The sequence below is a fragment of the Bisbaumannia salifodinae genome (genome assembly GCF_055388505.1).
Genome location: NZ_AP043781.1, coordinates 2,336,603 through 2,350,270 on the forward strand (window position 1 = coordinate 2,336,603; position 13,668 = coordinate 2,350,270).

Below are 13,668 nucleotides of genomic sequence, written 5' to 3' on the forward strand. Positions count from 1 at the left end.
ATGCTGAAGTTCGGCCAAATGGCCGGATGATGTAGCAGAGATTGCCGTGTCTACAAAGCTTGCTAGCACCTAGTGGCGCAAGCCTTTCCTGCTATTGTCTCACCTTGGTGTATTTCGGGGTAAAGAGACCTGTTGTTCAGCCAACAGTAGCCTAGGGGTAGTGCATCACTGGCAACGGTGGTGTGCGAAGCTCCCTGACAATGTAGTCCCACCTCGGTGGACTGTCTGTGCCGCGAGGCACGCCAGTGACTCTGCCAGCAACAGGCGGATGAGACGCTAGGCTGGGTGGTACGACCAACGCAAGTGAACTGCTGATAAACACCGTCAACCGCAAGGAGCCAAAGTTGCTGACAGGCTTCAACCAAAAGGTGTGTAGCCGGTTATGCCTCTTACATCTGGGCATACGCTGACGCACGGCTACCGGTGGATAGGCAGGGTCTAACCCACTCATGTAGAAGGAAAGGAACTCGGTAAGCCCGTATCTCTGCCCTCGGGCAGGCGAGCCGCAAGGCAAGCTGTTGGAGGTGCGGGTAGAGGAGGACAGAAAAAGCGAATGCCCGTCTGTAATGGACGGGATAGGGGTTCGAACTTTGCCCCGACGCGAAAGCGTGCTGACTTCTGTCTGGTCTCTGATCGCGTGAAGGCGTGTAAAGCCGCCTGATAAGCACCATCCGCGGTTTGGATGGACAGTACGAATGCCCTTGCGGGGTGAGGCTCACCTTCCCCGCAAGGGGATAGTGCCGTCTTCACCCCTCGGGGCATTTTTCGTCAATGCTCAGAGGAGGATAGCAAGATGAGTACTCTGGAAAGCGTACCTGCATTCTCCCACTCGGCATCGAGCTGGCACACCATCGATTGGAAGGTCTGCCATCGCCGTGTGAGGAGGCTACAGGTACGGATCGCGAAGGCTGCCCATGACCAGAAGTGGCGCAGGGTAAAATCCCTGCAACGCATGCTGGTCCGCTCGTTCTCAGCCAGAGCACTGGCTGTGAAACGCGTCACCGAGAACCAGGGCAAGAAGACGCCTGGTGTCGATGGGGCATGCTGGGAGACCCCGGATGACAAGTGGGAAGCGATCTTCCGTTTGCAGCGGAAGGGTTACAAGCCCAGGCCGCTTCGTCGGGTCTATATCCCGAAGGCCAACGGTGAACGTCGGCCGCTGGGAATCCCGACGATGCTGGATCGCGCCATGCAGGCTCTGTTCCTGCTTGGGCTCGAACCGGTAGCAGAAACGACGGCGGATCGGAACTCCTACGGCTTTCGGCCCATGCGAGCCACCGCGGATGCGATTGAGCAATGCTTCGTCAATCTCAGCCGCAAGCACTCGGCTCAGTGGGTACTCGAAGGCGACATCAAGGGGTGCTTCGACAACATCGACCACGAGTGGCTGGTCCGGAATATCCCTATGGATAGGACGGTCCTCCGCAAGTGGCTTAAAGCGGGATACATGGAGTCCTCACGGCTCCTTCCGACGACGGCGGGTACACCGCAAGGTGGCATCATCTCGCCGGTATTGGCCAATATGGCGCTTGACGGTTTGGAAGCGGTGTTCGAATCCCAATTCGGGAGGAAGAACACCAAGGCCAGCTACAAGACCAAGGTCAATTATGTGCGGTACGCGGACGACTTCATCATCACCGGCATCTCCAAGGAGCTGCTGGAGGAGGACGTGAAACCCATCGTCGAGGCCTTCATGGCCGAGCGTGGGCTCACCCTTTCGGTGGAGAAGTCCGTTGTCACGCACATAGCGGAGGGTTTCGACTTCCTGGGCCAGAATATTCGCAAGTACAGTGACAAGTGCCTGATCAAGCCGAGTCACAAGAACGTGAAGACTTTCTTGGCCAATGTAAGGAGGCTGTTGAACGCCAACAAGACCATGCCTGCCTGGTGGATCGTGGATCAGCTCAACCCGATGATTCGGGGCTGGACCAACTACCATCGGGGAGTTGCGGCCAAAGAGACGTTCAACTACGTGGACTACCGCATCTGGAAGATGCTATGGCAATGGTGCAAGAGACGGCACCTGAGCCGGCGCAAGCGCTGGATCAAGGGGAAGTACTTCCCTCCAGCAGGCAAGCGCCAATGGGTCTTCCAGGGTGAGTATCCCGGCGGCAAGCGAGCGTATCTGCTCTATGCCAGCGATGTGCCGATCAAGCGGCATACCAAGATCAAGGCGGAAGCGAATCCTTTCGACCCGGCGTTCGAGACCTATTTCGAGGAGCGGCTGGAACGTTCCTGGAAGGAATCGACAAAGGGAAGGAAGAAGCTGCAGACGCTTTGGTCCCGGCAAGGCAAGCGCTGCCCGATGTGCCAACAGTTCATCACCTGGGAAACCGGGTGGAACATCCACCACGTGGTGGAACGGCACAAGGGTGGCGGTGACGAGCTGGAGAATCTGGTACTGCTGCATCCCAACTGCCATCGGCAACTACATTCGTCTGCGCGGGTCAGGCAGTCGAGTGAAGCACAACATGTTGTGCTGTGACAGCTAATGATAGGCATATGTTGCAATGTCTGGTACTGAATGCTATATACCCATACAGGTTCGCAAAGACCCGTAGGGGGTGACTCATGGCAGGCAAGAACCAGCATGTGGTGAAACGGCCCGATGGCTGGGCGGTACGTGGTGAAGGTAACTCTCGAGATACCTCGCATCACTCCACCCAGAGCGAGGCCGCAGACGCCGCTCGTGACATCGCTAGGAACCAGCAAAGCGAGGTGCTCATCCATGGCCGGGATGGCAAGATCCGGGAGAAGGACTCCTACGGAAACGATCCATTCCCGCCCAAGGGTTAGTACTTGTAAGGGCAACCGGCTCAACTTTTCGTTGGGCTTACAGGGGCTTGAGCCGTATGCGGGGAAACTCGCACGTACGGTTCTTAGGGGGCGGCGGGGCAGAAATGCCCTGCTGCTACCCGACAGCCGACCCAGGCAACCGCCTGACCGACCCCGCCGGTTCGCCGGCGGGGTTTTTTATGGCCTGAAAGGCGCCAGGCCCCCGAGTGGGGGCCTGGCGCCTTGCTGAGTTATCAAGCGGTTAGGGTTACTCCAGCTCCATACACAGGTACTTGGTCTCGAGGAACTCCTCCATGCCCTGGTGGCCGCCCTCGCGACCCAGGCCGGAGGCCTTGACGCCGCCGAAGGGCGCCGCGGCATTGGAGATCAGGCCGGTATTGATGCCCACCATGCCGTACTCCAGGGCCTCGGAGACCCGCCACACCCGGCTCAGGTCCCGGGAGTAGAAGTAGGCTGCCAGGCCGTACTCGGTGGCGTTGGCCTGGGCCACGGCGTCCTCCTCGTCCTCGAAGGGGAAGACCGCCGCCAGGGGGCCGAAGGTCTCCTCGCCGGCCACCTTCATCTCCGCCGTGGCGAAGTTGATCAGGGTGGGGGTGAAGAAGTTGCCGCCCAGCGGGTGCGGGTTGCCCCCCAGCAGCAGTTCGGCGCCCTTGTCCACGGCGTCATGGACATGCTCGGAGACCTTGGCCACCGCCTTGTCATCGATCAGCGGCCCGATATTGACGCCGGCCTCGGCGCCATTGCCCACCTTGAGCTCGCTGTTCATGGCCGCCGCCAGCTTTTCGCAGAAGGCGTTGATCACGCCGGTCTGGACCAGGAAGCGGTTGGTGCAGACGCAGGTCTGGCCGGCGTTACGGAACTTGGCGGCCATGGCCCCCTCGACGGCGGCATCCAGGTCGGCGTCCTCGAAGACGATAAAGGGCGCATTGCCGCCCAGCTCCAGGGAGAGCTTCTGGATATGCCGGGAGGCCTGGGCCATCAGGGTGCGCCCCACCTCGGTGGAGCCGGTGAAGGTGATCTTGCGCACCACCGGGGATTCGGTGAGGGCCGCGGCGATCTCGCTGGCCTTGCCGGGCACCACATTGAAGACCCCACGCGGCACCCCGGCCCACTCCGCCAGCAGCGCCAGGGCGGTGGCCGAGAAGGGGGTCTGGCTGGCCGGCTTGATGACGATGGGGCAGCCTGCCCCCAGGGCGGCGCCGGCCTTGCGGGTGATCATGGCGGCGGGGAAGTTCCAGGGGGTAATGGCCCCCACCACCCCCACCGGCTGCTTGGTGACCAGGATACGCTGACTGGGCTTGGCGGCGGGCAGGGTCTCGCCGGTGACCCGCCGGGCCTGCTCGGCGAACCAGCGCAGGAAGCTGGCGGCATAGGCGATCTCGCCGGCGGCCTCGGCCAGGGGCTTGCCCTGCTCCAGGGTCATGATCCAGGCCAGCTCCTGCTGATACTCCAGCATCAGGTCGTGCCACTTCATCAGGATATCGGCCCGCTCCAGGGCGGTCAGGGCGCGCCAGGCGGGAAAGGCCGCCTCGGCGGCCTCGATGGCGCGCTCGGTCTCGCCACGCCCCAGGCGGGGGACCTGGCCGATGCGCTCGCCGGTGGCCGGATTGGTCACCTCGATCTGCTCGCCGCTATCGGCCGCCACCCAACTGCCGTCGATATAGGCGAAGGGCCGATAGAGGGTACTCTCTTGCAGGGATTGCATAGCTCGCTCCTTCCCGGGAAGCCGGCGACTCATGCCGCCGGGGAGAAAAGGGGTTGGTGGTGCCTAGGGCACCGACGCCGCCGTAGTGGGGTCGACCAGGGCACCCAGCACCGCCACCAGCAGCGCCAGGGCAATGGCCAACCAGCTGAACAGCCGGCCCCGGTAGCGGGCCGGTTCGCGGTGAATCTGGCGCAGGCCCAGCCAGGCACAGGCCGCCGCGGCAATCGCCAACAAGGGCACCTGGGCGTCGAGAAACAGGGACAGGAAGGCCATCACCAGGCCGGCGAGACTCCAGCCGGAATAGCGGGAGTTCACCGACTCGGCGCCCGGCGAAGCGGCCAGGGTCTGGCGAGCACGGCGCTGAGGCACAGGACGCAGGATCACCCGCACGGCCTGGCGGTTCCGGGGAGTAAAGGTCACTTCCTGGCCGGCGGCGGGGAGTCCCCGGCCCCGCCAGCCACTCAGATCGAAGGTATAGCGCTGGCCGTCGTCGGCCGCGATTTCACCCGACTGGGTGGCGTCGTCGAAGGCAATGATGTCGCCGTTCAAGGCGAGTCTCCCCTTGGCTGCTGGTCTTCCTCCATGCTAAGACGAATCGGCCGCGGCACCAACCCCGGAGCGGGCCGATATCATGACGGAGATCAGCCCAGCGGGCGCACGTCCCGGGAGTCGGAGAGGGTGATGGAGACGGAGTCGGCGAAGCGCAGGGCATAGGGCTTGTCGATCTCCACCTGGGCCGTCAGCACCTGCTCGTAGGACATGATGATATCCAGCACCTCCCGGGTCATGCGCTCCAGCAGCAGGAAACGGTTCTCCTCCACATGGGCGATCAGGTGCTTGGTGATGGTGCGGTAGTTGAGGGCCTGATCGATATGGTTGAACTGCACCGCCCGGGCGGCCCGATAGCGGATCACCGCATTGATCACCACGTCCTGGCGGTTGCTGATCTCCTCTTCCTTGATGCCGATAAAGGTACGCAGCCGCAGGTTCTTGATGCGGATGGTGGCCAGATCGTGGTCGAGATGCTGGTCATTCAGCGAATGCATAGGCATGCTGGCTAGGCTCCGGCGTCACGGTATTCAGCGACTGTTGATCAGGGTCAGGAACTCCTGGCGGGTCGGGGCGTTCTCGCGGAAGGCCCCCAGCATCACCGAGCTGGTCATGCTCGAATTCTGCTTCTCCACGCCGCGCATCATCATGCACATATGCTTGGCCTCGATGACCACGGCCACGCCGCGGGCCTGGGTCACCTGCTGCACCGCTTCGGCAATCTGCCGGGTCAGGTTCTCCTGGATCTGCATGCGCCGGGCATACATGTCGACGATGCGCGCAAACTTGGAGAGACCCAGCACCTTGCCGTTGGGCAGGTAGGCGATATGGCACTTGCCGATAAAGGGCAGCAGATGGTGCTCGCACAGGGAGTAGAGCTCGATATCCTTGATCAGCACCATCTCGTCGGTCTCGGACTCGAAGACGGCACCGTTGACCAGGGTCTCCAGGGACTGTTCATAACCCCGGGTGAGAAACTGCATCGCCTTGGCGGCACGCTTGGGAGTATCGCGCAGCCCCTCTCGCTCGGGATCCTCCCCGAGGCCCAGGATGATCTGGCGGTAGTGTTCGGCGAGTGCTTCGGTCATGGTGTGGCCCACTTGTCGAATAAATTGCTACAAATTATTGCAGCCGGTACATGTTTTGTACAACAAAATGTCTACCCTGGCGAGCTGACTCGAGACGACAGACGCCAGCGCCGTGGCATATTGCCGAGCCTGGCTCGGACAAAGAGGGGATTCTAGCGCATGGGCGCCCGCACCGCAGGTCTTCCCGCGCCGCGGCAAGGCCTTTCGAGCGCCTGGCAAGACGGCGTGGCATAATGTCACGCAGGTCCCACCGCCCTGCGGCCCGGCATCGAGCTGTGCTAGCATACGGCCCTGGAATCACGCCTTATTTCCCGCTTTTGGTTATTGCCTGCTATTGCTTGCTATCGAGAGTCCCGCCATGGCACACCGCTCCCTTCGGCTCACCTCCCTGCTCTCCGGCCTGTTGCTGACCGCCGGCCTGAGTACCGGGATCGCCCAGGCCGACACCCTGCATCTCCCCGATGAGGCGATCATCGAGGTCGCCGTGATCGAAGCCACCACCTTCAGCGCAGAGACGCCGCGCCATAGCGACATGCTGCTGCGTCCGGTGAGCGACGCCGCCGGCGATGCCGCCCTGCCCTCCCACTGCCTGATCACCGCCGACGGCCTGCTGGATGGCGACCGACTGCGGGTCTCGGCCCGCACCCTGACCTGCATCGCCACCGACGGCAGCGAGAGCGAGATCTTCAGCGGCGAGATGTCCGCCACCGCCTACGATGCCGACGGCCGCTTCGGCCTGGATGCCTGCGTTGACGCCGAGTGCCGCGAGGCCCTCCTGGAGCCCTCCCGGGCCTTTGTCATGCGACTGGGCGGCGACCTGACCCTGGAACCCAAGGACAACCCCTCGGCGCGGATCAACGAGGAGCGCCGCCAGGCAGAGAGCACCGACGCCCCCTGAGCCGGCCGCTCGACCACGGCCCGTTGAACCAGAGGCCCAGCCGACGCGGCTGGGCCTCTGGCGTTCGCAGCGAACGGCCCGGCGTCAGCCCGGCCCCGCCAGCCAACGCGGCTTGTTCGTCAAGGCCAGGCACTGCTGCTCCAGATCGCGGATATGCTGATCCCAGTAGCCCGCCTCGGCGACCCAAGGGAAGACCCGCGGGAAGGCCGGGTCCTCCCAACGCGCCACCAGCCAGGCACTATGACGCATCAGGCGCAGGCCACGCAGCGCCTCGATCCAGCGCAGTTGGCGCCGATCGAAATCACAGGCCTGCTCATAGCCCTCGAGCAGCTCCGAGAGCTGCATCTGCCACTCCTGCTCGTGCTGGGCACTGAGCAGCATCCATAGGTCCTGCACCGCCGGGGCCATCAGGCAGTCGTCGAAGTCGACCAGGGCGAAGTCCCCGTCACGCCCGAGCATATTGCCCAGGTGACAGTCGCCGTGGGCGCGAATCATCGCCTCGGCGGGCCAGGTCTGCTCCAGGATGGTCGTCGCCAGTTCGCCGCTGATGCGCTCATAGGCGCGGCGCTGGCGGGCATTGAGCCAGGGCCCGTCCAGCACGATGCCGCGGCTCTCCTCGGCCAGGGGCCCGGGGTCGAGCCGTCGCCGGTGGACGAACTCGCTGCGCCGGCCTACCGCATGCAGGCGCCCGATCAGTTCCCCCAGGGCGAACAGATGGTCCGGGTTGTCGAGCTCCGGGGCACCTCCCGGCAACTGCGGGAAGAGCGCGAAACGAAAGCCTTGATGGCGATGCAGGCTGATGCCCTGGGCATCGCGCCAGGGGGCGGCCACCGGCACCTCCGCGGCCTGCAGCTCGGCCAGGAAGTCGTGCTCCTCCTGGATCGCCGCATCCGACCAGCGCTGAGGGCGGTAGAACTTCACCACCCAGCGGCGGCGTTCCTCGTCATGCAGCTGAAAGACCCGGTTCTCGTAGCTGTTCAGGGCGAAGGGCTCACCGGGCAGCCAGAAGCCCAGGGACTCCACCGCCTCGACCACCCGAGCCGGCGAGAGGAATTCGAAAGGATGGGGATCCGAGGTCATGGCGCGTCCTGTGCTGATCCAATGCGTGGCGAGTGTGGGCATCATAGCAGTCCCGGGAACGCCTATGGCCGCTTATTGCAAAGGCGTCCGCGCCAGGGTCCAGGCCTCGATCACCTCGGCACCGGCCTGGCGACAGGCCATCGCCAGGGCATCCAGGGTCGCCCCGGTGGTCATCACATCATCCACCAGGGCGATCCGCGCCGGCAGCCTCGCCTCGACCCGGAAGGCCCGGCGCAGGTTGGCCCGGCGTGCCGGACGGTCGAGGCCCCGCTGGCTCAGGGTGTCGCGCACCCGCCCCGCCTCGATCAACGGCAGGTCGAGGCGTGCCGCCAGGCGCCTGGCCAGCCACTGGGCCTGGTTGAAGCCCCGCTGCCGGGCTCGCCGGTCATGCAGGGGCACCGCCACCAGCGCTTCCACCGGCGGGGTCGACAGGCTACGCCAGAACAGCTCCAGCAGCACGCTGCCGGCCCGGGGTGAGGCATGGAACTTGAAGGCCCGGATCAGACCGCTCACCTCGCCCTCATAACGCAGCGGCGCCCGGGTCAGATCGAAGGCGGGAGCGCGCCGCAGGCAGGCGCCACAGGGCCTGCCAAGCCCCTGCCCCGGCTGGGGCTCGCCGCAGCGCGGACAGGCCGGCAGGTTCCAGGGCAAGGCCAGCAGGCAGTCGTGACACCAGGGCGCCTGGCGGCCGGCCGGGCCCAGGCAGAAGGCACAGCGTCCCGGCAGGGCATGACGCAGCACCCGGTCAACCCAGGGAATAATCGAAGTTGACAAGGCGTGGCCACGCCCTATCATCGTGGTCAACTCAAAGTGATTCATATAGTTAACCAAGTCAGCCGCGAGCCCTACCATGACTCTAGCCAGCCCCACCCCGCCCCGCCACGACTGGTCGGTGGACGAGATCGAAGCGCTCTTCGCCCTGCCCTTCAATGACCTGCTGTTCCAGGCCCAGCAGGTCCACCGCAGCCACTTCGATCCCAATGCGGTGCAGGTCTCCACCCTGCTCTCCATCAAGACCGGCGCCTGCCCCGAGGACTGCAAGTATTGCCCCCAATCGGGCCACTACACCACCGGGCTGGACAAGGAGAAGCTGCTGGAGATCGAGAAGGTAGTGGCCCAGGCCGAGGCCGCCAAGGCCGCCGGCGCCAGCCGCTTCTGCATGGGCGCGGCCTGGCGCAGCCCGCGGGAGAAGGACCTGGTGGTGGTGCTGGAGATGGTCAAGCGGGTCAAGGCCCTGGGCCTGGAGACCTGCATGACCCTGGGCATGGTCGACGACGCCCAGGCCCGGCGCCTGGCCGAGGCCGGCCTCGACTACTACAACCACAACCTGGACACCTCCCCGGAGTACTACGGCGAGATCATCACCACCCGCAGCTATGCCGATCGCCTGGAGACCCTGGGCCATGTGCGCGAGGCCGGCATGAAGATCTGCTCCGGCGGCATCCTCGGCATGGGCGAGTCGGGGCGCGACAGGGCCGCCCTGCTCCAGCAGCTGGCGCGCCTCGATCCGCACCCGGAATCGGTGCCGATCAATATGCTGGTCAAGGTACCCGGCACGCCCCTGGAGGACGTCGACGACCTGGATCCCATCGAATTCGTGCGTGCCATCGCCGTGGCGCGTATCCTGATGCCAAGAAGCCATGTGCGGCTCTCCGCAGGACGCGAACAGATGGACGACAGCACCCAGGCCCTGGCCTTCCTGGCCGGCGCCAACTCGATCTTCTATGGCGAACGCCTGCTGACCACCGAGAACCCCGAGGCGGCTCGGGACAAGCGCCTCTTCGCTCGCCTCGGCCTGCACCCGGAGCAGCGTGAGACCTGTGCCGACGACCGTCAGCAGGCCGCGACCCTGGCAAGCGCCATGCAACGCCAGGCCAGCGCCGGCCTCTACTACGACGCCACGGTGGCCTGATGGTCTGGCGGCAGCGACTCTCGGCCCGCCTCGCCCGCCAGCGCGAGGCGGGGCTATGGCGCGAGCGACTTACCATGACCCCGGCCCCGGGCAGCCGGGTGCGCGACTTCGCCAGCAACGACTACCTGGGCCTGGCCCGGGATCCGCGGCTGGCCGAGGCCCAGTCTCAGGGCGCCCGCTGCTTCGGTGCCGGCGCCGGGGCCTCGCACCTGGTCAATGGTCACCTGCTGCCCCATCAACTGCTGGAGGAGCGCCTCGCCGATCTCACCGGCCGCCCCCGGGCGCTGCTCTTCTCCACCGGCTATATGGCCAATTTCGGCACCCTCCAGGCACTCTGCGACCGCCAGACCCATCTCTTCCAGGATCGCCTCAACCACGCCTCCCTGCTGGACGGGGCACGACTGGCCGGGGCCCACAGCCGGCGCTTCCACCACCGCGATCTGGAGGACCTGGAGCGCCTGCTCGGGCGAGCCGAGGAGACCGGGCCACGCCTGGTGGTCAGCGACGGCGTCTTCAGCATGGATGGCGACATGGCGGATATCGACGGCCTGGCGACGGTCTGCGCCCGCCACGACGCCTGGCTGATGATCGATGACGCCCATGGCTTGGGCGTCCTCGGTGAGCATGGCGATGGCTGCGTGGGGCGGCGCTTCGATGCCGAGCAGGTGCCGGTACTGGTGGGCACCCTGGGCAAGGCCCTGGGCACCGCCGGCGCCTTCGTGGCCGGCGATGACCTCTTGATCGATACCCTAATCCAGTTCGCCCGCCCCTATATCTACACCACCGCCCAGCCCCCCGGAATGGCCATGGCGACCCTGCGTGCCCTGGACATCCTCGAGATGGAGCCGGAGCGCCGTCGGCGACTGCATGAGCATCTCGACCACTTCCGCGCCCGGGCCGCCGAGCTGAAGCTGCCGCTGCTCGCCTCGCCGACCCCCATCCAGCCCCTGCTGCTGGGCGATAGCGCCCGAGTGATGCGCTGGAGCCTGGCGTTGCGGGAAACGGGTTTCATGGTCGGCGCCATCCGCCCGCCCACCGTGCCCCAGGGCCAGGGGCGGCTGCGCATCACCCTCTCCAGCGGCCACCGCCGGGAAGATATCGATGAGCTGCTGGAACGCCTCGCCGAGCTGCTCGCCGCCGACCCGGAGCCGCTTCCGTGAGTCGCCTGGTGCTGCTCTCCGGCTGGGGCTGCGACGCCCGTATCTGGGACCCCCTGGCCCCCCACTGGTCCGCCGGGGTGGAGGTCTCCACGCCGGACTGGCCCGGCTATGGCGATGCCGCCCCCCTGGCCACCCCCGACGCCCTCGATAAGCTTGCCGCGGCCATGACCCCGGCCCTGCCCGGCGAGGCACTCTGGGTGGGCTGGTCCCTGGGCGGCCTCTTGGCCGCCGCGCTGCTGGAGCACCTGCCTCCGCCCCGGGGCCTGGTGCTGCTCGGCTGTGCCCCGCGCTTTACCCTGGGGCCGGTGTCGCCGGAGGAGCTCGCCGGCTTCCGGCGCGCCTTCGCCCGAGATCCGCACGCCACCTGGCGCCACTTCCTGCGCCATCAGCTGGGTGGCGAACCGGCCCCGCGCCAGGCGCATGTGCGACTCCGCGACCTGCTGGGCGAGACACCCCCCGCCTCCCTCGCCACCCTGGAGGCCGGCCTGGCACAGCTGGCCCAGTTGGATATCGGTGCGATACTCGCCGCCCCCCCCTGCCCCATCCGGCGGCTGCGCGGCGCCCGGGATCCGCTGCTACCCGCCGCACAGCCGGACGAGACGCTGCTCGAGGAGGCGGGACACTGCCCCCAGTTGAGTCGCCCGGCGGCCCTGGCCAGGCACCTCGAGGCACTGCTCGAGGAACTATCGGGGGAGCGACTGGCATGACGCAGGCCACCCTCGGCGTCCCGACCCACGGCCATGCCCAGGCCGACTGCCCACAGGCCGAGCCCCGGGCCTGGCGGCGCCGGGTGGCCCAGGCCTTCGGCCGCGCCGCCCCTCACTACTGCCGGCGCGCCGCGGCCCAGGCCGCCCTGGGCGAGCGTCTCTGGGCCCACCTGCCGGCTCAAGCCGAGACTGTCCTCGACCTGGGCTGCGGCCCCGGCCACTGGAGCGCCCGCCTGGCCCGCCACTATCCCATGGCCCGGGTGGTCGGCCTCGACCTGGCCCCGGCCATGCTGACGGAGGCCCGGCGCCGGCACACGGAAGCCATCGCCTGGGTACGCGGCGATGCCGCGGCCCTGCCGCTGGCCGATAACGCCCTGGACCTGCTGTTTTCCAACCTGGCGATCCAGTGGTGCCCCGATCCGGCGGCGGTGCTCGCCGAGGCGCATCGGGTGCTGGGCCCCGGCGGCCGCGCCCTGATCAACACCCTGGGCCCCGGCACCCTGGCCGAGGTGGCCACGGCCTGGTCGCGTCCCGGCCGCCCCGCCGCCCTGCTCGACTTCGTCGATGCCGAACGCCTGGAGGCGGCGGCGCGACGAGCGGGCTTCGGCGCGGTGCGTCTGGAGAGCGCCCGGGAACGCTTCTTCTACCCGGACCTGGCCGCGGTGATGGCCTCCATCAAGGGAGTCGGTGCCCAGGTGGCCCCGGACAACGACGCGCCGCGCCTGGGCCGCGCCGACCTGGAGCGTGCCCGGGCCCGTTTCGAGGCCCTGCGCGAACCCGCCGGCCTGCCGGTCAGCTACCAGCGCCTGACCCTGATTCTCGATAAGTGAGTCAACCAGCGCCGATGCACCGCCCGCGCCGACCGAACCGTCCAGAACCTCAACGCCTGTCCCTGATCCTCGATAAGTGAGCCGACAATGAGCGCTTATTTTATTACCGGAACCGATACCGATGCCGGCAAGACCCTGGTGGCCTCGGGCCTGCTGGCCCGGGCGAGAAACGCCGGCCTCACCACCCTGGGCCTCAAGCCGGCGGCCTCCGGCTGTGAGACGACCCCACAGGGCCTGCGCAACGCCGATGCCCTGGCCCTGCAGGCCTTCAGCGCCCCGGCCATGGACTACGCCACCATCAACCCCCATGCGTATGCCCCCGCCATCGCCCCCCACCTGGCCGCCGAGCGGGCCGGCGACCGCCTGAGCCTGGCCGGCCTGGTGGACACCCTGGCACCGAGCCTGGCGCTGCCCCGGGACCTGATCCTGGTGGAGGGGGCCGGGGGCTGGCGGGTGCCCCTCAACAACCGGGAAGACCTGGCCGGCCTGGCTGGCCGATTGGCGCTGCCGGTGATCCTGGTGGTGGGACTCAAGCTGGGCGCCATCAATCATGCCCGACTCAGCGCCGAGGCGATCCGCGCCGACGGCCTGACCCTGGCCGGCTGGGTGGCCAACGGCATCGATGCCGATATGGCGGAACAGGCGGCCAACCTGGCCTGCCTGCGCCGGCACCTGCCCGAGCCTTGCCTGGGGGTGGTGCCGCCCCTGGGGAAGGGCTCGCCCCAGGCCCTGGCGACGGCCGCCGCGGCCCATCTGCGGCTCCCCGGCGAGGCCAATAACACCTTGACTTGAGGCACTATTCACCTAGAATATGGGGCCCTGTCGACGAGCCATTGGGCTCCGTTCACCCTGCGGATGTGGTGGAATTGGTAGACACGCCAGATTTAGGTTCTGGTGCCTTCGGGCGTGGGAGTTCAAGTCTCCCCATCCGCACCATTGATTT

The 13,668-nt window shown here is 66.6% G+C and carries 14 protein-coding genes and 1 tRNA gene; 9 read left to right on the top strand and 6 right to left on the bottom strand.

Features of this window, described 5'->3' with window-relative positions:
- Window positions 1-793 precede the first annotated feature (793 nt).
- Entirely contained in the window at window positions 794-2,485 is a 1,692-nt protein-coding gene (gene ltrA / locus ACZ5EF_RS10700; RefSeq protein ID WP_346063570.1) for a group II intron reverse transcriptase/maturase, read from the top strand.
- Window positions 2,486-2,571: 86 nt separating this feature from the next.
- A complete protein-coding gene (locus tag ACZ5EF_RS10705) occupies window positions 2,572-2,796 on the top strand; it encodes a DUF2188 domain-containing protein (RefSeq protein WP_346063569.1) in 225 nt (74 codons plus the stop codon).
- A gap of 247 nt (window positions 2,797-3,043) precedes the next feature.
- Here the strand turns inward: ACZ5EF_RS10705 and ACZ5EF_RS10710 are convergent, their stop codons facing one another.
- The 4 genes from ACZ5EF_RS10710 to folE form a co-directional block, all read right to left on the bottom strand.
- The gene (locus ACZ5EF_RS10710) at window positions 3,044-4,501 is read right to left on the bottom strand and encodes an NAD-dependent succinate-semialdehyde dehydrogenase (RefSeq protein WP_346063568.1); all 1,458 of its coding nucleotides are present in this window, start codon (window positions 4,499-4,501) and stop codon (window positions 3,044-3,046) included.
- Between the two features lie 63 nt (window positions 4,502-4,564).
- Window positions 4,565-5,050 carry a hypothetical protein gene (locus ACZ5EF_RS10715; RefSeq protein ID WP_346063567.1) on the bottom strand — a complete coding sequence of 162 codons (486 nt, stop codon included), beginning with the start codon at window positions 5,048-5,050 and terminating at the stop codon, window positions 4,565-4,567.
- Window positions 5,051-5,142: 92 nt separating this feature from the next.
- Window positions 5,143-5,553, bottom strand: a complete 411-nt coding sequence (gene folX, locus ACZ5EF_RS10720) for a dihydroneopterin triphosphate 2'-epimerase (RefSeq protein WP_346063566.1) — start codon at window positions 5,551-5,553, stop codon at window positions 5,143-5,145.
- A 27-nt stretch (window positions 5,554-5,580) separates the two neighbouring features.
- On the bottom strand, window positions 5,581-6,138 hold the full coding sequence (gene folE, locus ACZ5EF_RS10725) for a GTP cyclohydrolase I FolE (protein ID WP_346063565.1): 558 nt from the start codon (window positions 6,136-6,138) through the stop codon (window positions 5,581-5,583).
- Window positions 6,139-6,496: 358 nt separating this feature from the next.
- On the opposite strand from folE, the gene ACZ5EF_RS10730 reads away from it, so the two are divergent.
- Window positions 6,497-7,036, top strand: coding sequence for a hypothetical protein (locus tag ACZ5EF_RS10730; protein WP_346063564.1), 540 nt, complete (start codon window positions 6,497-6,499; stop codon window positions 7,034-7,036).
- A gap of 84 nt (window positions 7,037-7,120) precedes the next feature.
- On the opposite strand, the gene ACZ5EF_RS10735 is transcribed toward ACZ5EF_RS10730, so the two are convergent.
- A complete protein-coding gene (locus ACZ5EF_RS10735) occupies window positions 7,121-8,116 on the bottom strand; it encodes a serine/threonine protein kinase (protein ID WP_346063563.1) in 996 nt (331 codons plus the stop codon).
- Between the two features lie 72 nt (window positions 8,117-8,188).
- Window positions 8,189-8,890: a ComF family protein gene (locus ACZ5EF_RS10740; protein ID WP_346063562.1), complete on the bottom strand. Its 702-nt coding sequence runs from the start codon at window positions 8,888-8,890 to the stop codon at window positions 8,189-8,191.
- A 76-nt stretch (window positions 8,891-8,966) separates the two neighbouring features.
- Here ACZ5EF_RS10740 and bioB point away from each other — a divergent pair, with 76 nt between their 5' ends.
- From bioB to ACZ5EF_RS10770, 6 genes are all read left to right on the top strand, one after another.
- A complete protein-coding gene (gene bioB, locus ACZ5EF_RS10745; RefSeq protein ID WP_346063561.1) occupies window positions 8,967-10,028 on the top strand; it encodes a biotin synthase BioB in 1,062 nt (353 codons plus the stop codon).
- Complete coding sequence (gene bioF, locus ACZ5EF_RS10750) at window positions 10,028-11,188, top strand: 8-amino-7-oxononanoate synthase (RefSeq protein ID WP_346063560.1); 1,161 nt, start codon at window positions 10,028-10,030, stop codon at window positions 11,186-11,188. Before bioB ends, bioF begins: the two co-directional genes overlap by 1 nt.
- On the top strand, window positions 11,185-11,895 hold the full coding sequence (locus ACZ5EF_RS10755; protein ID WP_346063559.1) for an alpha/beta fold hydrolase: 711 nt from the start codon (window positions 11,185-11,187) through the stop codon (window positions 11,893-11,895). Before bioF ends, ACZ5EF_RS10755 begins: the two co-directional genes overlap by 4 nt.
- A complete protein-coding gene (locus tag ACZ5EF_RS10760; protein ID WP_346063558.1) occupies window positions 11,892-12,725 on the top strand; it encodes a methyltransferase domain-containing protein in 834 nt (277 codons plus the stop codon). The genes ACZ5EF_RS10755 and ACZ5EF_RS10760 overlap by 4 nt, the downstream gene beginning before the upstream one ends.
- A gap of 87 nt (window positions 12,726-12,812) precedes the next feature.
- Window positions 12,813-13,517, top strand: coding sequence for a dethiobiotin synthase (bioD, locus tag ACZ5EF_RS10765; RefSeq protein WP_346063557.1), 705 nt, complete (start codon window positions 12,813-12,815; stop codon window positions 13,515-13,517).
- Window positions 13,518-13,576: 59 nt separating this feature from the next.
- A tRNA-Leu gene (locus ACZ5EF_RS10770) sits at window positions 13,577-13,661 on the top strand.
- Window positions 13,662-13,668: the final 7 nt, after the last annotated feature.

Excerpts from the sequence above, each read along its gene's own strand:
- ltrA (WP_346063570.1), top strand. The coding sequence starts at position 794 with ATGAGTACTCTGGAAAGCGTACCTGCATTCTCCCACTCGGCATCGAGC.
- ACZ5EF_RS10705 (WP_346063569.1), top strand. The coding sequence starts at position 2,572 with ATGGCAGGCAAGAACCAGCATGTGGTGAAACGGCCCGATGGCTGGGCG.
- ACZ5EF_RS10710 (WP_346063568.1), bottom strand. The coding sequence starts at position 4,501 with ATGCAATCCCTGCAAGAGAGTACCCTCTATCGGCCCTTCGCCTATATC.
- folX (WP_346063566.1), bottom strand. The coding sequence starts at position 5,553 with ATGCCTATGCATTCGCTGAATGACCAGCATCTCGACCACGATCTGGCC.
- folE (WP_346063565.1), bottom strand. The coding sequence starts at position 6,138 with ATGACCGAAGCACTCGCCGAACACTACCGCCAGATCATCCTGGGCCTC.
- ACZ5EF_RS10730 (WP_346063564.1), top strand. The coding sequence starts at position 6,497 with ATGGCACACCGCTCCCTTCGGCTCACCTCCCTGCTCTCCGGCCTGTTG.
- ACZ5EF_RS10735 (WP_346063563.1), bottom strand. The coding sequence starts at position 8,116 with ATGACCTCGGATCCCCATCCTTTCGAATTCCTCTCGCCGGCTCGGGTG.
- bioB (WP_346063561.1), top strand. The coding sequence starts at position 8,967 with ATGACTCTAGCCAGCCCCACCCCGCCCCGCCACGACTGGTCGGTGGAC.
- bioF (WP_346063560.1), top strand. The coding sequence starts at position 10,028 with ATGGTCTGGCGGCAGCGACTCTCGGCCCGCCTCGCCCGCCAGCGCGAG.
- ACZ5EF_RS10760 (WP_346063558.1), top strand. The coding sequence starts at position 11,892 with ATGACGCAGGCCACCCTCGGCGTCCCGACCCACGGCCATGCCCAGGCC.
- bioD (WP_346063557.1), top strand. The coding sequence starts at position 12,813 with ATGAGCGCTTATTTTATTACCGGAACCGATACCGATGCCGGCAAGACC.